At 51.3% G+C, this 19,427-nt stretch carries 18 protein-coding genes and 1 CRISPR repeat array; of the genes, 13 read left to right on the forward strand and 5 right to left on the reverse strand.

The annotated features are described in order from the left end of the window. Positions 1–23 precede the first annotated feature (23 nt). The 5 genes from cas7c to ACFQ2I_RS11730 all read left to right on the forward strand — a co-directional run bounded on the left by cas7c (position 24) and on the right by ACFQ2I_RS11730 (position 5,116). Complete coding sequence (gene cas7c, locus ACFQ2I_RS11710) at positions 24–902, forward strand: type I-C CRISPR-associated protein Cas7/Csd2 (protein WP_377564391.1); 879 nt, start codon at positions 24–26, stop codon at positions 900–902. 20 nt (positions 903–922) lie between these two features. After that, positions 923–1,618, forward strand: coding sequence for a CRISPR-associated protein Cas4 (cas4, locus tag ACFQ2I_RS11715; RefSeq protein ID WP_377564394.1), 696 nt, complete (start codon positions 923–925; stop codon positions 1,616–1,618). Beyond that, on the forward strand, positions 1,615–2,646 hold the full coding sequence (gene cas1c / locus ACFQ2I_RS11720) for a type I-C CRISPR-associated endonuclease Cas1c (RefSeq protein WP_377564395.1): 1,032 nt from the start codon (positions 1,615–1,617) through the stop codon (positions 2,644–2,646). The genes cas4 and cas1c overlap by 4 nt, the downstream gene beginning before the upstream one ends. Before the next feature lie 12 nt (positions 2,647–2,658). Then, complete coding sequence (gene cas2, locus ACFQ2I_RS11725; protein ID WP_377564396.1) at positions 2,659–2,949, forward strand: CRISPR-associated endonuclease Cas2; 291 nt, start codon at positions 2,659–2,661, stop codon at positions 2,947–2,949. A 173-nt stretch (positions 2,950–3,122) separates the two neighbouring features. Continuing rightward, positions 3,123–4,007: direct repeats of the CRISPR family, unit length 32 nt; unit sequence GTCGCTCCCCGTGCGGGAGCGTGGATTGAAAC. Between the two features lie 476 nt (positions 4,008–4,483). Then, positions 4,484–5,116: a hypothetical protein gene (locus ACFQ2I_RS11730; RefSeq protein ID WP_377564397.1), complete on the forward strand. Its 633-nt coding sequence runs from the start codon at positions 4,484–4,486 to the stop codon at positions 5,114–5,116. A 123-nt stretch (positions 5,117–5,239) separates the two neighbouring features. Here the strand turns inward: ACFQ2I_RS11730 and ACFQ2I_RS11735 are convergent, their stop codons facing one another. Both ACFQ2I_RS11735 and csaA read right to left on the reverse strand, forming a co-directional pair. Next, positions 5,240–6,040: a M55 family metallopeptidase gene (locus ACFQ2I_RS11735; protein ID WP_377564398.1), complete on the reverse strand. Its 801-nt coding sequence runs from the start codon at positions 6,038–6,040 to the stop codon at positions 5,240–5,242. Positions 6,041–6,597: 557 nt separating this feature from the next. Continuing rightward, positions 6,598–6,927, reverse strand: coding sequence for a chaperone CsaA (gene csaA / locus ACFQ2I_RS11740; protein ID WP_377564400.1), 330 nt, complete (start codon positions 6,925–6,927; stop codon positions 6,598–6,600). A gap of 100 nt (positions 6,928–7,027) precedes the next feature. Between csaA and ACFQ2I_RS11745 the strand changes: the two genes are divergently transcribed. The 4 genes from ACFQ2I_RS11745 (at position 7,028) to ACFQ2I_RS11760 (ending at position 13,033) form a co-directional block, all read left to right on the forward strand. Beyond that, positions 7,028–7,507, forward strand: coding sequence for a DinB family protein (locus tag ACFQ2I_RS11745; protein ID WP_377564401.1), 480 nt, complete (start codon positions 7,028–7,030; stop codon positions 7,505–7,507). 164 nt (positions 7,508–7,671) lie between these two features. After that, positions 7,672–8,823 (forward strand): glucose 1-dehydrogenase, encoded by a 1,152-nt coding sequence (locus ACFQ2I_RS11750; RefSeq protein WP_377564402.1) that lies wholly within the window; start codon positions 7,672–7,674, stop codon positions 8,821–8,823. Positions 8,824–9,147: 324 nt separating this feature from the next. After that, entirely contained in the window at positions 9,148–10,896 is a 1,749-nt protein-coding gene (locus ACFQ2I_RS11755) for an ABC transporter ATP-binding protein (protein WP_377564403.1), read from the forward strand. A 1-nt stretch (position 10,897) separates the two neighbouring features. Beyond that, positions 10,898–13,033 carry an ABC transporter ATP-binding protein gene (locus tag ACFQ2I_RS11760; RefSeq protein WP_377564405.1) on the forward strand — a complete coding sequence of 712 codons (2,136 nt, stop codon included), beginning with the start codon at positions 10,898–10,900 and terminating at the stop codon, positions 13,031–13,033. A gap of 59 nt (positions 13,034–13,092) precedes the next feature. Here the strand turns inward: ACFQ2I_RS11760 and ACFQ2I_RS11765 are convergent, their stop codons facing one another. After that, on the reverse strand, positions 13,093–14,013 hold the full coding sequence (locus tag ACFQ2I_RS11765) for a helix-turn-helix domain-containing protein (protein WP_377564406.1): 921 nt from the start codon (positions 14,011–14,013) through the stop codon (positions 13,093–13,095). Between the two features lie 135 nt (positions 14,014–14,148). Here ACFQ2I_RS11765 and ACFQ2I_RS11770 point away from each other — a divergent pair, with 135 nt between their 5' ends. Next, complete coding sequence (locus ACFQ2I_RS11770; protein ID WP_377564407.1) at positions 14,149–14,325, forward strand: hypothetical protein; 177 nt, start codon at positions 14,149–14,151, stop codon at positions 14,323–14,325. Then, entirely contained in the window at positions 14,262–14,810 is a 549-nt protein-coding gene (locus tag ACFQ2I_RS11775) for a peroxiredoxin (protein ID WP_377564494.1), read from the forward strand. Before ACFQ2I_RS11770 ends, ACFQ2I_RS11775 begins: the two co-directional genes overlap by 64 nt. Positions 14,811–14,884: 74 nt before the next feature. Here ACFQ2I_RS11775 and ACFQ2I_RS11780 read toward each other — a convergent pair whose 3' ends face one another. After that, positions 14,885–15,745: a phytanoyl-CoA dioxygenase family protein gene (locus ACFQ2I_RS11780; protein WP_377564408.1), complete on the reverse strand. Its 861-nt coding sequence runs from the start codon at positions 15,743–15,745 to the stop codon at positions 14,885–14,887. 178 nt (positions 15,746–15,923) lie between these two features. Here ACFQ2I_RS11780 and ACFQ2I_RS11785 point away from each other — a divergent pair, with 178 nt between their 5' ends. Next, positions 15,924–16,808, forward strand: a complete 885-nt coding sequence (locus ACFQ2I_RS11785) for a helix-turn-helix domain-containing protein (RefSeq protein WP_377564409.1) — start codon at positions 15,924–15,926, stop codon at positions 16,806–16,808. Positions 16,809–16,846: 38 nt separating this feature from the next. Here the strand turns inward: ACFQ2I_RS11785 and ACFQ2I_RS11790 are convergent, their stop codons facing one another. Beyond that, entirely contained in the window at positions 16,847–17,716 is an 870-nt protein-coding gene (locus ACFQ2I_RS11790; protein WP_377564410.1) for a helix-turn-helix transcriptional regulator, read from the reverse strand. A gap of 102 nt (positions 17,717–17,818) precedes the next feature. On the opposite strand from ACFQ2I_RS11790, the gene ACFQ2I_RS11795 reads away from it, so the two are divergent. Beyond that, positions 17,819–19,354 carry a sulfatase family protein gene (locus ACFQ2I_RS11795; RefSeq protein WP_377564411.1) on the forward strand — a complete coding sequence of 512 codons (1,536 nt, stop codon included), beginning with the start codon at positions 17,819–17,821 and terminating at the stop codon, positions 19,352–19,354. The last annotated feature ends 73 nt before the right edge of the window (positions 19,355–19,427 follow it).

Here is a 19,427-nt window from a genome sequence, read left to right on the forward strand (position 1 = left end):
ACCTAATAAAGGGGACATCCGCTATGAATAAAACGCCATTAACGAAAAGATATGAGTTCGTTCTATTATTTGATGTAGAAAATGGGAATCCGAACGGTGACCCTGATGCAGGCAATCTGCCGCGCATCGATCCGGAGACAGGCTGCGGTCTCGTGACAGATGTATGCATGAAGCGCAAAGTGCGCAATTATATTGAGCTAGCTCAGGAAAATGCGCCGTCATATGAAATCTATGTGAAGGAAGCTGCCGTCTTGAATAATTTGAACAAAGAAGCGTTCCAGCATCATCCCGATATGGAGTTAAAAGAGAAAAAGGCGGAGAAAATGGAGGCGAAAAAGCGGGATGATCAACAAATTCTCGCTAGATGGATGTGTGACAAATATTATGACATACGCGCATTCGGTGCGGTCATGACTACGGGAGTGAATTGCGGGCAGGTGCGCGGTCCTGTACAATTCAGTTTTTCCAAAAGTGTAGACCCGATCTCGCCTGTTGATGTAACGATTACTCGCATGGCGGTGACGAATGAGAGGGATGCAGAGAAGGAGCGCACGATGGGGCGCAAGAGCATTGTACCTTATGGCTTATACCGGATGGAGGGCTTCATCTCGGCTCCGCTTGCGAATCAGACGAACTTCGGTGAGGAAGATTTAGAACTGCTATGGTCGGCGCTAGTGAATATGTTCGATCATGACCGATCCGCATCGAGAGGCAAGATGGCTGCGCAGAAACTGATCGTATTCGAGCACGAATCGAAGCTTGGCAACGCTCCGGCGCACAAGTTGTTCAAGCTCGTTCAAGTTGAGCGTAGACCGGAGTCGGAGCTGCCACGTTCTTTCGACGATTATGAGGTGACAATTGGCGATGCGCCTGGCGGCGTAAACATTTTGGAGAAGCTATAAACTGCTAGGGGGGCAGAGCGATGATAGTGGAAGTAGAATCGGATGATGATTATCTTATGATTTCGGGTATTCAACATTATGCCTTCTGCCCCCGTCAGTGGGCATTAATTCATATCGAGCAGCAGTGGAAGGAGAATGTGCTGACGACTGAAGGCAATGATGTGCATGAACGGGTGGATGATGATAACTTTGATGAAACCCGCAAGGATAAGCGCATCGTTCGTAGAATGCCCTTGTTATCGGAGAAATATCGTATACGGGGATTCGCAGATGTAGTTGAATTGAATCGGGTGGATCAGGATGCGTCTGGAACGATCAAGCTGGAAGGACGCGACGGATGCTGGTTGGTAAAACCGATTGAATACAAGCGTGGTAAGCCGAAATCGGACGATCGGGATGCGTTGCAATTATGTGCACAAGCGATGTGTCTGGAAGAAATGATGCATGTAGAGATTACAGTAGGTGAAATCTATTACAACGAGATTCGGCGGCGAGAGAAGGTTGAACTGACAACGGCGTTACGAGAACGAGTCATCGAAGTGATTGGACATATGAGAGAGTTGTATGATTCGGCTCATACGCCTAAAGCTGTGTATAAAAATCATTGCAAATCATGCTCGCTGTTCACATTATGCAAGCCCAAGTGGAGTCAAGATCATGCGAGATCAGCAGCTTATTACGTTAAGCAGGCGATTAAGGAAGAGGTGGAAGCATGAGACGATTGCTGAACACCTTATATCTCACTATGGATCAGGTGTATGTGAGCTGCAAGGGTGAGACATTACTCGTTCGTGCAGAAGGCGTGAAGGAAATACAAGTACCCATTATTAATCTGGAGTCTGTCGTTATATTTGGGTATCAGGGGATGAGTCCAGAAGCGATGAGTCTATGTGTGGAGAATAACGTTGCACTTATCTTTCTCACGCCTGCGGGAAAATTCAAAGCTAGAGTGACCGGAGAGACGACGGGCAATATTCATTTGCGTCGTACGCAATATCGTTGGTGTGATCAAGCGGAGCAGTCTCTGCGGCTTGCCAAGCGGTTTATTTACGCTAAGATCGTGAATGCTCGTGTCTCAGTGAAACGTACCTTGAGGGATTATGGGGAACGGGTGGATGTGCAACAGTGTGAACGAGTAGTATCATTGCTAAGCAGACAATTAAGAGAAGTTGAGCAGAGCCAGACTTTGGACGAGTTGCGAGGGGTAGAAGGGTTGGCTGCCAGACATTATTTTTCCGCGCTTTCTGAGCAGATTATGGCAGATCGGGCGGACTTTCCTTTCATGGGGAGAGTTAGACGACCGCCGAGAGATCGCGTGAATGCCTTGTTGTCATTTTTGTATACATTACTCGCCAGTGATGTGACTAGCGCTTTGGAAACGGTAGGACTTGATCCTCAAGCAGGATATCTTCATCGGGATCGTCCTGGAAGGAATGGGCTGGCGTTGGATTTAATGGAAGAGTTTCGCGTGTACTTGGTGGATCGATGCGTATTGACGCTTATTAATCGTAAGCAGGTAGTACGCGATGATTTCATTGAGAAAGAATCGGGAGCATTCGTGCTGACGGACGACGCTAGGAAAGTTGTGCTGACAGAATGGCAGAAGCGTAAGAAAGAAGAGATTCGCCATCCTTTCTTCGATGAAAAAATAGCGATCGGATTATTGCCTTATGCGCAAGCGATGTTGTTAGCACGACATATGAGGGGTGATTTGGATGATTATCCGCCATTCTTCTGGAAGTAGAGGAGAACGCTTATGATGGTGCTCATTACTTATGATGTCAACACATCGTCGGATGGAGGACAGCGAAGGTTACGTCATGTAGCCAAGACCTGTGAGAATTACGGTCAGCGTGTTCAGAACTCCGTATTCGAGTGTTTGGTTGACCCGCAGCAGTTCAAAGAATTGCAATTGAAATTGGAGAAAATCATTGACCCGTCTGTAGATAGTTTGAGATATTATCAACTAGGGGCGAAATGGAAGAGGAAAGTGGAGCATGTCGGCGCAAAGCAAGGTTACGATGTGGATGGCTTGTTATTGATTTAATTGTGCGAACCCCAAGTGAACATGAAAACCCGGGGAGGTTCGCAATCCCTTACTGAGACTGGGATTTCGGACGTTTTTCAGGAAATCGGACATGCGTCATTTTTGCAAGTTCAGTGGGTTCGAGCATACTGCCTTAATACCCCTAGAGCCATCAGGCTTTTCTAGGGATGCAGGTCGCTCCCCGTGCGGGAGCGTGGATTGAAACAGGAACAGCGGGTAAATAAACTCAATGACGAGTTGGTCGCTCCCCGTGCGGGAGCGTGGATTGAAACTTCGCTCGCTCCGTGTTCTGGGAGCTACATGCAGGTCACTCCCCGTGCGGGAGCGTGGATTGAAACAGGTTAAGCCAGCCCTGAACGCGATCATTATCAGTCGCTCCCCGTGCGGGAGCGTGGATTGAAACAGGTTAAGCCAGCCCTGAACGCGATCATTATCAGTCGCTCCCCGTGCGGGAGCGTGGATTGAAACCTCCGAAGCAGCCGCGCATAGTCTGGCTTGTACGTCGCTCCCCGTGCGGGAGCGTGGATTGAAACATACGGCCATGCTCGATCAGACCGCCATTCTCGGTCGCTCCCCGTGCGGGAGCGTGGATTGAAACATCAGTAAATCCCATGAACTGTTCAGCAGGGCAAGTCGCTCCCCGTGCGGGAGCGTGGATTGAAACGGTTTAAACTCTGCATAAAGGTCATATAGGCGCCGGTCGCTCCCTGTGCGGGAGCGTGGATTGAAACTTTCTCCTTGACGAAAAGAGCTGCAACCCCGACGTCGCTCCCCGTGCGGGAGCGTGGATTGAAACGAGAGAGCGCCAAATGCCTCGGCCAGCAGCTGCAGTCGCTCCCCGTGCGGGAGCGTGGATTGAAACTTTAGGCGAGACCCCTATCGAGTATGGCTTGCCTGTCGCTCCCCGTGCGGGAGCGTGGATTGAAACCGGTACGACTATATAAGTATAAGGAGCGTGATTGTCGCTCCCCGTGCGGGAGCGTGGATTGAAACGATTTCCATCGGCGTCAGCTCGTCGATAGGATAGTCGCTCCCCGTGCGGGAGCGTGGATTGAAACCAAAGGCTATACGAAGCTTGCTAACTCTATTAGTGCCGTTCCCCATACGTGAACGTGGAATTAAACGTATAGATACAGATGGCGAAGCATTTTGATCCCGTCTCTACTTGAGCTTGCGATTCTTTTCATGTAGGAGTAAAGAATCGTCACATCAGTCACATTTACTGAATCGCGCGAGTTTATTGTGTATGTGTAGCTCATTATTGGGATCATGAATGTTTTGTGGTGAAATTACCCAATCGTAGCGCCAGAATCGTTACAATTTCATACAATTCGATGTACGCTAAGTACTGTTCGGAGAGGGGAAGTGGCATGATATTATCGGCATGGGGTTTCTTGGCATAACTGTACTGCCTGCTGGGAGATTCCCGTATCCCGGCACTCAGGAATTGGTAGAGACTTGTATGTCTGAAATGGTGCCGCCGCCATTCAGTTCTCTCTTCAGAAATGGTATGATGGAGTGGGTGATGCATACAATGACGAAAGATACGGCGCAATCCAAATCGACGGCCGGAAATAACGACCAAGCGGCCAATGCCAACGAGAAGATGGTTGAACTGCTCAAGGCCGTTTACCACAATGGCATGACAGCTTTGAAAATGTTCTTTGATGATGTATCCGGACAAGTCATGAATCAAGAGAGATACGGTCCTATTTTTGTGTTTCAAGTGATAGACGCAGACAAAAATGCGTATGCTTGCGGTTTTTTCTTGAAGGAGCTTGTTGCAAAATTCCAATCTGGCAATGATCCCGCACAATGGATGGCTTCTTTCTTCTTCGAGATGATGAAGGAGAAAGGCGGCAAGCCCCTTCCTACTCCTCCTGCAGGCGAAGATGCGACGAAGGCGTTCATCGATCGCACGCTCGTTCCGCATTGCATAGAAGCGGTAAGAGGCGAATTCGCGCCGGAGAACGTTCATGCAGGACTCGGTATTGTGCCGGAGCAAGGTCCGGTATTCGAGGCCGGATTCCGCAACATTAAGGATGGAAATAATGTGTGCGCGGTACCGCTGCATGTATTGATGGCTTATTGGCATCTGAATCGCGATCCTGCCGATCTATTAATTGAAGGCATGTACAATATTCACGAACAGAACAATAAGTCGTAAGCATGGTCTCATGCATGACGATGCTCCCCTCATGACGGACTGGTTCCGAATCAACCAGCTTCGCCAGGAGGGGATATTGTTATTATGAGCACCCGGCCCCCACAAGCCAGCAGTAGGTACCTGTTAACTGAATACCATCGCCAGCAAATCCGTCAGCGATTCATGACGATAGCGAGCCGTTACGCCATCGATTCGTTCCGAATGAACGTTGTCGTATCTGCGACTATCCGCTTGTTCGGTATGAAGGAAGCGCATTGTCATTTCATACGGACCGGGCAAGGCGTACGGCTGGTAGTGCGCCGATACGTTCTTGACAGCGGCTTTCACAGCTTCTTTCAACTCGGCATGTGAGCGGACGGGTGGCTTGATAAGGGCGGAATGCCGTCCAGTAGCCGTCTTCGTGGCGTATACGGATACATGGCCAAGTTGTTCCACCGCTTCCTTACAGGTCTTGTCATCGCCAGACACGAAGCATACCGGAACCCCCTGTAGCCCGAACAAGAGGGCATCCATTCCGATCTCGCCAATCATCTTCCCGTTCAGCTGAACGGATTGCCAGCCGCTCGACGACATCGTGTGGTCCCTGACCGCTTCGCGTGTGCCGCCCATTGCATGATAGCCGATAAGTAGTGCGGCTGCGAAGTCCGAAGTAAGCCCAGGGAAGCGATTCTCTATCCGCGTAGCTCCCATAGCGTATTCTGCAGCTGGGTGCAGCAACTCTGTCAGCAGATTATATCCGCTTCCGTGTGCATCCTTTACAATGATCTGAGTAGCTCCCGCTTCTACCAGTGCTTCTGTAACAGCGTTCACCTCCAGCGTGAGCAGTCGCCGCGCTTCCTCGTATAATGCTTCTCCTCGGAAAAGCTGCTCCCGCAACATAATGCCGGATATCCCTTCCATGTCTACGCTTACATAAACCTTCATACGTTCACCGCCTGATTCGTTTGATAATCTCTCATTTATGTTAACTTGCTAGAGTTATCCAATATTGTATAGTGTCACCGGAGATGATGCAATGCCATCGGACAATCTGATAATGATTAGCGTGGAGATCATAAACTGTGTTGTACCGGATAGTTTAATGGATTTTGTACAGTTATACTAGTTGATATCTCCCCATTTATACCAATTAAGTGGAAAAGGTACAGTTAAAAACGCCAATCTCGCATATGATTCCAACGATCGCTTAAAATAATAGCATGAAATCCATTTGATTGCGTAAAAATGGTTCATTGTGGAAGATAAACAACATAAAATCCAGTTAGTTGTGTTTGAGGTGAATGGCTAGTGGCTGAGAGTTAGGAAGAAGGGTTAGTGGTTGAGAGTTAGTAGAATACTAGTGGCTGATAGGTAGTGAAATGGCTAGTGGCAGAGAGTTAGGAGAATGGAACAAGAACGGAAAAAGCGAGGGCATCTGCCCCAGCTTATCCGCATTATGCATAGTGGAGGGTGCAGCCAATGAGCCAATGGGCAAAGCTCCATCAAGCGACAGGTGTACCGTTCCCGACAGGCTGATCCGGCTTCAGCAGGACAACATCTTCTTCGCCCGGTACTCCGCCGAGCACTAGTACTTCAGAGCGGAAGCCGGCAATGCGCCTTGGCGGGAAGTTGACGATGGTCACCACTTGCTGGCCGATGAGGTCCTCCGCCTTGTATCTTTCCGTAATTTGCGCCGATGATTGTTTGATGCCAAGCTCGCCCAAGTCAATTTCCAGCTTAATGGCAGGCTTGCGTGCTTCTGCGAAAAATTCGGCTTTTACAATCGTTCCGATACGAATATCCAGCTTATGAAAATCTTCAATAGTTGCCACTGTTCATTCTCATTCCTTTTTTTGTTGAATATTTATTGTTCAATTGCCATCTAATTGGTATAGTAAACCTGGAAAAAAGAAGCAAAGGGGCTGTAGTTTCATGAATGCAACAGATCTATTCCTATTAAATTGTGAAGAAGTTAGACGCAGAAGCATGATGGTATGGAAAGCGATACCTGAGAATATGCTGCATTGGAAGCCGGATAAAGACGCTTTAACCTGTGCGGAAACGATTAGGCATTTGCTGCAGGGCGAATTTCTTTTTCACCAAGTTCTTGTCGGAAGAAGCGGCAAGGCGCTAATCGGTTTGCATAACCCTTTTGAAGGGAGAGAGTTCCAATCTGTCGATGAGGAAATCGCATTCGCGCAGCCTTATCGCGAGCAATTTCTAGCCTATATAAAGAGCATTGATATCAATGACTTGAACAGCGTGCAAATTGACTTGAAAGATGAAGGTGGCTATATTCGGCCGCTTGGAGATATGCTACTGCGTATTCCTTACCACGAGGCAATCCATACCGGACAGCTGTTGAATTACATGAGAACGATGGGGGTTGCCCGTCCGCAAATATGGGATTAATAGCCGATATGAAGAGCTATTAATCAGCGTCATCCCAAAAGCTATAGATAAAGGATAGCATAATAATGCAGCATGAATGAACGTTATAATGAAATTGTACCAGTGAGCGCGACCACAGCTTCCTAAGTTTCAGTCCAACATGAGACGAAGAGGAGGAATGACAGTTGAAAGCGATAGCGTTAACAGGAGGTCGGGAGTCTCAAAAGGTAGACTTGATCCATACGAAAATACCGGAACGACGTTATCCCGACGATGTGCTTGTGCGAGTGCTGTCAGTCGGACTGGACGGTACGGACAGGGAAATTATCACTTCAGGATATGGCGTTATGCCGGAAGGCGAAGATAAGCTTATTATCGGCCATGAGATGCTGGGCGTTGTACTGGAAGCCGACAAGGGGGCGGACTTTCGGGCCGGCGATCTCGTCACCGCTCTGGTACGCCGGCCTTGCCGGGACTATTCCTGCACAACCTGCCGCAACGGACAGCAGGACTTCTGCGAGAGCGGCCAATATACGGAGCGCGGCATTCGGGCGGCGCACGGATATCTGAGCGAGTATATCGTGGAAGACAGCCGATATCTGGTGAAGGTGCCTGCGGATTGTGCCGTGTATGGTGTGCTGATAGAGCCGCAGAGCATCGTGGAGAAGGTGTGGAATCAGGTGCTTCGCATTCAGCAGCGTCTTATATGGCAGCCGCAAGCGGCGCTCATTACCGGCTCCGGTCCACTCGGCTTGCTGACAGCGCTCACTTGCAGAAGCCTTGGGCTCGATACGCATGTATGGTCCAAGTCGCCTTCCGATAGCGTGAATGCCGAGCTGGTCAGGCAATGCGGGGCGGTCTATGCGGAAGCAAGGGACAAGGAGGAGACGTTGACGGAATACGCGACGGCTGCAGGGCAGAGATTCGATATGTTATGGGAATGCAGCGGGCATACGCCATATGTCTTTGAAGGCATGAAGCTGCTCGCAAGCAACGGCTTGCTGGCTATGCTCGGCGTCAGTGCAGGGGATCGTCATATCAGCATTCCGGCGGATCTCATTAATCAGGAGATCGTGCTGCGCAACAAGTGTGTGATTGGCTCCGTCAACGCTTCTCGCAAGGATTTCGAGACGGGCATTCATCGGCTTAAGGAGATCGAGCGGCAATTCCCGGGTATCCTGCAAGGGCTTATGTCGGAGAGATTGCTTATAGATGAGGTGCCTGGAATCGACTTCGCGACTATTCGCATTAAGGCGGTTGTTGATCTTGTGCCGCCTTCGGCATGGACGGATCTGATAAGTGCAGAATGCCGCCCGCGTTACAGCTTCTCGGTGTGACGAACGCATACGAAGCGTTGAACACCCTGCCCAGGTGCAGATTTCTTATAGAAAAAGGACCTCAGTCGCCACTTTAAAGTGGCGACTGAGGTCCTTTTGTGCGATATGGCATGTTCCCCTGTAGCGACCGCTAGAATTGAATGGCGTGTCCAATATTAAGCATAGCGATGATAGCAACTGTTAGAAGTTGCTGTTCCCTGCTAATCAGCGGCAGATCAATTATGAGCAGAATAATCCATGAATGTGAGCTTTAATATCCATATTATTGCAATCAGAAGAGGAGTAAACTTATTGCTATAGTGATAAAAAGGGGGCGATGAGAGGATGAAGATTCAGCCGTTATTTAAACAGCATGTAATGGGACACAAGCTGAGATATGCCATTGGTGCAGCATTATTATCCATGTCTTGTCTGCTCCTGTTAGTTATTCCACAGCTTCTGAGACATTTCACGGACGGCTTGCAGACGTTGACGCTCACCGGAAAAGACATCATGACGATGGCGCTAGGGATTGTGGCGATCGGACTGCTAACCGCATTCTTCCGCTCGGTGGGACGCATCCAGCTGTTCGGTCTAGCGAGGGAGCAAGAGAGGAAGCTGCGCAATGACCTATTCGCCAAGTGGGAAGGGTTATCGAGCGAATATTTCAATCGCCAGCGAATTGGAGATTTGATGGCTCATGCCGTTAATGACATTAATGTCATGAGAGAAGTAAGCACGATGGGTGTATTTATGACGATTGAAGCAACGGTTCTGATAGGGGTGGCGCTTGTCGCCATGGCCGGAACGATTCATATCGGATTGACGCTTCTCGTCCTGCTTCCGCTACCGGCCCTTACTTATCTTGCCTACCGCTTCCGCTACCATATCCAAGAGCGAACGACCCATGTGCAGGAGGCGATCGGTCAGCTGACAAGTCGGGTGCAGGAGTTCTGTGCGGGTATTCGAGTCGTCAAGGCCTATGCGCAGGAGAAGTCAGAGCTGAAGAAATTCGAGGAAGATAGCTGTCATAACAGGGAGATGAACGACCAGCTCATTCGTTCCAATTCTTCCTTTTCCTCGCTTAGCCAGGTCATTGTCGGGGTTAGCTATTTGTTGTCGGTTGTATTCGGAGGGATACTCGTCTTGCGGGGAGACATCAGCCTGGGAGACTTTGTTGCCTTTAACACTTATTTGACAATGTTAATCATGCCTGTTGAGAACTTGGGGAAGGTGATTAACACGTTTCAACGGGGAAGAGCGGTCGATATCCGGCTTCGCCATATTTTAAGCACAGAGCCTGCTGTATCGGATGACGATGATGTCGAGCCGGTAGCCGGAGGCATAAGAGGGAAGCTGGAATTTCGCAATTTGAGCTTTCGCTATCCCGATCAGCAGCAATTGACGCTGCGCGATATTACGCTCACCGTTCCGCAAGGGAGCAGCCTGGCGATCGTGGGCAAGGTCGGCAGCGGCAAGACGACGCTTGTCCAGCTGCTGCTGCGCTTGTACAATCCGCCGCAAGGGACGATATTCATAGACGATAGAGAGATCGGGAGCATACCGCTGCAACAGCTTCGCGAGTCCATCGGCTTCGTGCCGCAGGAACATATGCTGTTCTCGACGACAATAGGCAACAATATCGCCTTTCATCCTCACGGCTATACGAGCGAGCAGATTGAGGAAGCGGCGAAAGTCGCGCAAGTGCATGACAATATTATTGCATTTCCCGGGAAATTTGACACCTCTCTGGGCGAACGCGGCGTCTCGTTGTCTGGCGGTCAACGTCAGCGGGTGAGCATGGCAAGAGCGCTTATCAAAAAACCGTCGATTCTTGTATTCGACGACAGCTTGTCTGCCGTAGATGCGGAGACGGAAGAGCATATATTGAATGGGCTTAAGGCGGTTATGAAGGGAAGAACAACGATCATTACGAGTCATCGCCTATCGGCTATCCGACATGCCGATCAGATTATTGTGATGGATCAGGGGCGCATCGTGGAGCAAGGGAATCATCAATCCCTGATACGATTGGGCGGCATCTACGCTTCCATCTACGATATGCAGACGATGAACCGCGAGATGGGGGGATAAGATGGACATTCATGCCGAACGTCAGTTGAAGCAAGTGAACGATAAGCAGCTGTGGGGCAAAATGCTGCAGTTCGCAATCCCTTATTGGAAGAGTATAGCGCTGTCATTCCTATTCGCCTGGCTAATAGCTGTCGCGACAGTTACCCAACCCTTGATTGTGAAAATGGCCATCGACGACCGGATTAATGGCGTATACAAACCGATGGTGGCTATTGCCGGAGAAGTGGGGAATCAAACGGACCTTCCATCATCTGTACAAGGAAAGTCGGTTCAATTGGGAGGTATGACTTATTATCGGGTGAAAGGAGAAGGCGACATCAGGACGGCAGATGCTGCAGCGGCGCAAATAATCGCATACGAAGGACAGCATTATTTGCTGGATGGCTGGGTGGATAACAAGAAGCAGCTGGTCATCCAATCGGATGGGGAAGGAGGCGCCATCACGGCACAATCCGAAGCGGATATATGGCAAGGGAAACGATTGTCGAAGAACGAGGTTGACGCTTTCCGCAAGCAGGATGTTCCGGGCTTCATCACGATCGCCTTGCTGTTCCTGCTGAACGTGGTCGTAGCGGGTCTGTTCACGTATTGGCAGTCCAATCTGCTGCAGATGACGGGTCAGCGCATTATTCATGATATCCGGATGGCGATGTTCCGACATCTGACCAATCTGCAGACTTCCTTCTATGATCGCAACCCCGTCGGCAGGCTCGTTACCCGTGTCGCTCATGACGTGGAGGCGGTCAATCAGCTATGTTCGCAGGTCATCGTTAATATGGCTAAGGAGATATTGCTATTGCTCGGGATTGCGGCGGTCATGATCTATCTGGACATTGAACTGGCGCTGTTATCCTTCGCGGTCATTCCTGTTATGGTGGTGGCAACCTACTTCTTCAAAGGTGTAATAAGGGAAGCCCAGCGCTCTGCGCGCGCTAAGCTGTCGCGGCTGAATTCCTTCCTGGCGGAAAGTCTGAGCGGAATGGTAGTCGTCCAGATGTTCACCCGCGAGAAGAAGCAGCTGGAGGAATTCAAGAAGTTGAACAATGACCATTACTTGGCGGTTATGAAAGCGATGACGAGCAATTCCATCTTCAATCCTATGATTGGCTTCTTCGGCAATCTTGCCTTGGCATTGGTCGTCTGGTATGGCGGCGGTTCGGTCATGGCGGCAGGTGTCACCTTCGGGGTCGTATATGCGTTCACGGCGTATGTGCGCCAGTTTTTCCAGCCGCTTATGTCTCTGGCCGACCGTTACACGCAGATCCAGACAGCGCTGGCTTCCGCAGAGCGCATATTCGAGCTGCTCGACGAGAAGCCGCTTATCCGGAACAGCGAATCGGCGGTGAATCTTCCGAAGCCGCTGCAGGGTGCGATATCGTTCGATCGCGTCTGGTTCGCCTATGAAGAGAAGGAATGGGTTCTGCAGGATATCAGCTTCGATATCATGCCGGGCGAGACGATTGCTTTCGTGGGAGCGACCGGTGCGGGCAAAAGCTCTATTATCGGCTTGATTAACCGCTTCTACGATGTGCAGAAGGGAAGCTTGCAGCTGGATGGACATGAGCTCAGGGAGATTGATCTGGAGCAGCTGCGTACATCGGTCGGCATCATCCAGCAGGATCCGTTCATCTTCACCGGCAATGTGTATGATAACATTCGAATGAATCGCAGCGGAATTAGCGATGAAGCAATCCGCCGGGCGGCTGAAGAGCTAGACATGGAGAGTTTCATTGCTCGGTTGCCTGAAGGGTTCCAGACGAAGCTTGGGGAACAAGGCATCGGCTTGTCGTCCGGGCAGCAGCAGTTAATCGCCTTCTTGCGGGTCTATATCAGCAATCCCGATATTCTTGTGCTTGACGAGGCGACGGCCCATGTGGACACGGAGACGGAGATGGCGCTGCAGCGCGGGTTATTGCGCATATCGCAAGGCCGTACGACGCTGATCGTCGCCCATCGCCTATCTACGATCCGCCATGCCGACCGTATTATCGTCATGCACAAGGGACGGATACAGGAGATGGGCAACCATGAAGCGCTTATGAATCGTCGTGGCATATATCGCAAGCTGTATGAGCTTCAGAGCGGGGAGCGGCCATCGGAGCGGCAAGATCAGCAGATGCATACCAGTCACGCATGAGCGGATGAGAATCACTAGCATATGTCAGGCATATAGAACTGCAATAGCCCCGGAATTCTTTACGGTTTCGGGGCTGCTTTATGCTGGAGCGCGTATTGGGAGGGAGCGGAGCCGACGTTTTTTTTGAACAGTCGGCTGAAGTAGAGCTCGTCGCTGTAGCCGATGCTCTGTGCGATCGCTTTCAGCTTGTAATCGGACAGGACGAGCAGTTCCTTCGCGCGGTCCATCCGAATTTGCGTCAAATAATGAATCGGGCTGTACCCGGTGTATTTTTTGAATAATCTAGAGTAGTGACTGGGGCTTAAGCCCGCCATATGGGAGAGCTCCTCTACGGAGATGCTTTCATGATAATGATGGACCATATAATCGATTGTTTTCTCAATCACGGTGTTCGTATGCCCCGTAACGATCTGGGATCTTAGATCGGACACGGTATGAATCAGCATATCCAGGAATAGAATGCGTTGCCGCATGAGCATGATCTGACCCCGTCGCTTCGTCAAGCTGCATAGCTGCTCTCCGTAATGCAGAAGCGGCAGCGGATTCTGTATAGAATAGCAGCCTGATAGCGGGAAGGTCGGCACGCTGTGACCACTTGTCGCATCGTGCCCCGCCCCTTCAGCGTTCGCTTGATGCACATCCTCATTCCGCCCATTGTCTTCGGTCAGCCACTGGCCGTCTTCATAATAGGATATCGTATATTGGAAGCGGATGAAGAAGAACTCCAGCGGCGTATCGCCTTCCGCTCTGCGCGCAATGACCGTCCCCGGCGCGATGACGAACAGCTTGCCCAATTCCGCAGTGTACGCGGTGCCGTCCAGCATGAACGTTCCCTTGCCATTGGCAATGAGCCATAAGCTATGGAAGCGGTGCGTGAACGGGCCGCTGCTCCAGCCCGGGTCATGTCTGGCATGACCGCTGAACTGGATATGAAAGTTCATCTTGTTGAGCGCGCGCATGACTTCTCCCGGTTTGATCAATAGCAGCACCTCCATAAGTTCCAAGCCTTTCCTTATGTGACCAGTATAGCAGAATTGAAAAGTAGGCGGGACAACGTTTCTGGGCGCCTGTTATTGAATAGGATGGAGCAACGAAGCTAGGGAGGTTAAGTCAACATGACAGAAGAACGTGTTCCTTTCATAGGCGACCATTTTCCAAAATCGTTCGTGCATACGACATATGGCGACCTTGTGCTGCCTGACGCTTTTAAAGGGCGCTGGTTTATTTTATTCAGCCATCCGGAGACTTCACGCCTGTATGCACAACGGAGTTTGTCGCCTTTCAAAAGTTAATGCCCGAATTTCAAAAGTTGAATACTGCGCTGATCGGCGTATCGGTCGAGCAGGTGTTCAGTCATATCAAGTGGGTGGAATGGATAAGAGACCACTTGGACGTGCAGATTACGTTCCCTATTATTGCGGATGGTCTCGGCACGCTAGCCAGACGTCTAGGCATGATTCACCCCACGATGGGAGCAAGGACGGTGCGCAGCGTCTATATGGTCGATCCGGAAGGGATTATTCGCTTAATATTGACCTACCCGGAATCGGTGGGAAGGAACATCTATGAAATATTGCGCGCGTTGCAGGCGCTGCAAGTAACGGATGCCCAGCATGCCGCCTCGCCTGCGAACTGGCCGCATAACGAACTTATCGGTAGCAATCTCATCTACCCGCCGCCGCGCACCATTCAAGAAGCGGAGGAGCGGTTGAAGCAGTCGCAGGAGGGAGAGCTGAATTGCTACGACTGGTGGTTCTGCGTCAAGAAGCTGGAATAGCCGTCATGCAGCCTCCATCTCGTATGAATCACGGGATTGGAGGCTGTTCCGTACTCTGATGCTGCTGATCAGGGTTATTGCTTACGCTCCGGACGTTCGGCTAACCAGTCCTCTAGCGTGGCCACCCGCTCAGGATGAATATAGCTTCTGGCGAGGAACCCGGCGCCGTGCTGCGGCATAGGGTCCTGGTCCGTCGGTTGATAGCGCAGATCAACGCTCCAGCGGACCTCCTGCGAACGGTTCGGCGTAGACATGTGCAGGCAGCGGTCGTTGAACAGGATGGCCGAGCCCGCCTTAACCGGCAATACGACCGTCTTCGTCTTGCCCAGCTGATCGTCGCGCAATGCGGTGTAGCCAGTGCCGGTGTTCGTCTCTTGATGCCATTCCAGCAATTTCTTCCGATGGGTACGCGGCTTGATATGCAAGCAGCCGTTCAGCTCCGTCGCATCGACAAGCGGAATCCATACGGTAATGACGGGATTGGCATTCGCGTCCGGCCAGTAAGATTTATCCTGATGCCAAGGCACAGCTCCCGCGGCGACATTCGGCACCTTCGGCCTGACGTTGTAGACGGGATTGGCGAAGATCTCACCGCCGATCAGCGACTCTACCGCATCCAGTATTTTGGGATTGCTCATCAAGGTGAAGTAGCCGGGGATGCGGTCGCGCCAGCTGCGCCCGTACTTCAGGAATTCGTTTTCCGTCAAATCCTTGAACAATTCGGCAAGCCGGTTCGGGAATGGCAGATGTTCCAGTTTGTCCGCGATAAGTCCGTCTCGGTACAGCTCCTCTGCGATCTGAGACACCTTCGCCATCATCGCTTCCTTCGGGTGCTGCATGTCCTCCTCATTCAACAGATTTGGCAATACGATATATCCTTCCGTGTTGTATTGCTCCAGCTGTTCCTTCGATAAGCTCCCTTGTATGGTCGACATAAGATTTCCCTCCTGGATATTGTCATGAATGTCTTCATTGTAGCGGATAGGAAGAGAGCTGTATTTACATGGAATTTCGCGGATTCGTATTTTTTTCCGGTCTTTTCGCCAGAGAGCTGCGATTCACCTGAGGGCTATTTTTCGATATGATGGAAGTAGACAAGGGGGAGAGCGAGAGATGGAAAAGGCCAGTCAGGGTATGATGGAGAAGGATTGGAAGGATGTGTCGCCCGATATTCGGGTAGCGCATCATTATATATTCACCGGCATCGAAGCTGAGAGACATCGTTACGGGTATTGCTACGCCTTCCACCTCGTCATTAGCGGACAAGGCTATGTCGTCATTCACGGACGGAAATATCCGGTAAAGCGAGGTAGTCTGTTCATCGTGCCGCCGCATACGCTGCATTCCTTCGAGACTGATCATAATCAGCCGCTTGCGACCTATAATATGTATTGCGAATTATGGCATGCCGCTCCGGATGTCACCATTCATCTGTATTACGCCTTGAAGGAGCGGGACGAGCGCTATGCTACCGCTGTCATACCGGATATGCCGCTTGCGAGAGTACAGCCTGTCCTGGAGCTGCAGCATGTGCCGTTCTTTACGGAGTGGTTCGCCCATATGGTGCGAGCTCATCTGCAGCCCTTTCCCAACTCCGGGCATGCTGTTCGCGCTATGCTTTACGCCTGGCTGATGGAACTGACAAGTCATGAGGCGATGTTGAGGGTGATGGACTTACGCATCAAGAAGATATTGGAGCAGATCGACGCTCACGCTTCATGGGAGCTGAATTACGCGCAGCTGCTGGCATGGAGCGGACTGAAGAAGACGCAATTCAATGACCTGTTCAAGCAGAGCACAGGCCTGTCCCCGAACCAATTCCTTATCCATCGCAAAATGAAGCAAGCCGAGACTCTTCTGACGGAGACCGACTTGACCGTAACCGATATTGCGGAGAAGCTGGGCTATACGACGCTGCATCACTTCTCCAAGCAATTCACTGTACACTTCGGCATCTCCCCGGCTAGCTTCCGAAGCGGCAGGCGAGCGCCTGAATAGCCATATAAGCCTTACGAGTTCAAGGGCAGATGGCGGTGCTATTGCCTATATTGTCCCCGGTAAGCTGTCGGAGATTGCTCGTAATGGCGGGTGAACGCCCTTGTGAAGGCGAAGGGATTGCCGTAGCCCAGTGAATAAGCGATTTCCGTAATGGAGGCGTCGGTACCCTTCAGCAGCTCTGCCGCTTTCCGCATGCGGATGGCGGTCATGACCTTCAGTGGCGATTGTCCCATATGTCGAGAGAAGGCGGATGAGAAGTAGTTCCGGTTCATGCCGGCCATTGCGGCAAGCTGTTCCACAGTCAACCCTTCTGTGGCATGAAGTTCTATATGCTGCAGGCTTTGCGCCAGCCACCCTGTCGATCTCTGCTCTGGATGTGTCGTCGGCTGTTCCAGCAGCTCGGCAAAAAAATGCATAAGCTCGCCTTGTATTCGTATGCTTTGCTGCAGCGGCATGCCGGGATGGCTTCGATCGCGAATATGGTCGAACAAGGCGTCCAGCAGCGCTTGCAGGGCAGGCGACCATCGTTCACGGAGACAGGGAGAATCTGGCGTCATGCCGGATTCCTGTAGCATCGCGGCTGCTCCCGGTCCGTCGAAGGCCAGCCAGCTCAGGCGCAGCCTGTCGCATTCGCCGCTTCTCCGATAGCTATAAGTGTGATCAGGGAACAAGCAGACCAAATCGCCATCACCGGCGGTGATGCGTTTATCGTCGCATTCGAACAGTAGCTCTCCTTCCAGCACAATATGAAGGCTGTAGCAATCCATCCGTTTCGGGCCGGCCTGATAGCTGGGCTTCGCGATGCTCCGGCCGCCCCGCACCATCCACAGTTGGCCGCTTTTTTCCCACTCGCTTGGTGTATGATATAGAAATTCCGCTCGCTCATGCCCGTAATCCTTAAGACTCATTCGTAGCCCTCCTGCTGACAAAATGGTATCTAAATCTGATATTTGGATATGTTATTCAATTGGAATTCCCTATATAATTGTAGCATAGGAGGCGATATTGAGATGAAAAAGCCTAACATTCTGCTAATTACAAGCGATCAACAGCATTGGGATACAATCAGCGCGTTGGGGAGCGAAGTCCACACGCCGAATCTGGACCGGCTCGTACGTGAAGGAACGGCATTCACACGGGCTTATTGCCCTAACCCGACTTGTACGCCAAGCCGCGCATCTATTATAACAGGCATGTACCCGAGCCAGCACGGCGCATGGACGCTCGGCACGAAGCTGCTGGAAGACCGTCATACCGTTGGCGAGGACTTTCATCAGGCCGGCTACAAATCCGCCCTGATCGGCAAGGCGCACTTTCAGCCGCTGAAGTCCACGGAAGAGTATCCTTCACTGGAATCCTACCCCATTATGCAGGACTTGGAGATGTGGAAGGACTTCGATGGACCGTTCTATGGATTCGACCATGTTGAGCTGGCGCGTAACCATACGAATGAAGCGCATGTCGGCCAGCATTACGCCATCTGGATGGAGGAGAAGGGCTGTACGAATTGGCGTGATTATTTCGTGGCGCCAACGGGCAATCTGGACCCTACCATTACGTATAAGTGGCCGATTCCGGAGGAATACCATTACAATACTTGGATTGCGGAACGAACGAACGCGATGCTGGAGCAGTACAAGGAGAACGATGAGAACTTCTTCCTGTGGTCCAGCTTCTTCGATCCGCATCCCGAATATTTGGTTCCCGAGCCGTGGGATACGATGTACGATCCCGACAGCGTGACGGTTCCGTCCATTACGCCAGGCGAGCATGACAACAATCCGCCGCACTTCGGCAAAACGCAGGAAGAGAATCCGGACTTCTCCGATCTGCAGGAGAGCGGCTACGGCATTCACGGCTATGGCTCGCACCTGTTCTATGGTTACGGGCATAAGCAGAAGCTGGGGGATGAAGACAAGAAGAAGTTGACTGCGGTCTACTACGGTATGATCAGCATGATGGACAAGTATATCGGCCAGATACTGGACAAGCTGGACGAGCTGGGCATGGCGGATAACACGATTGTCGTATTCACGACCGATCATGGCCACTTCTACGGCCAGCACGGCTTGCAGGCGAAGGGCGGCTTCCATTACGAAGATCTGATCAAGCTGCCGTTCCTGGTGCGTTATCCGGGACATGTGCCGGCGGGTGTCGTGTCTCCGGCGATTCAGTCGCTGGTGGATCTGGCGCCGACCTTCCTGTCCTTCTGCGATCTTCCTGTCCCGCATGCGATGACGGGCGTGGACCAGAAGGACGTATGGCTTGGACGCAAGTCGCAAGCGCGAGATCATGCGATCTGTGAATTCCGACATGAGCCGACGACGATTCATCAGAAGACGTATGTGGACGAGCGTTACAAGATTACGGTTTATTATAACCAGACTTATGGTGAGATCTTCGACCTGCAGGAGGACCCTGGAGAGGTGCGCAATCTGTGGGACAACCCGGAGTACGCCTCGCTCAAGAGCGAGCTGCTTCTGAAATACGCCTGGGCGGAGCTTGGCAAGGAATCCATGCCGATGCCGCGCATCTGTCACGCATAAGTAATGAAAGGGCATCAGCTGATAGCTGATGCCCTTTCTTCTTAGCCGCTTTCCGCATTCCAGGCGATGCGAC

Origin of the sequence: Paenibacillus chungangensis (assembly GCF_042675905.1) — a bacterium.
In the GTDB taxonomy this organism is placed as follows: Bacteria; Bacillota; Bacilli; order Paenibacillales; family Paenibacillaceae; genus Pristimantibacillus; species Pristimantibacillus chungangensis.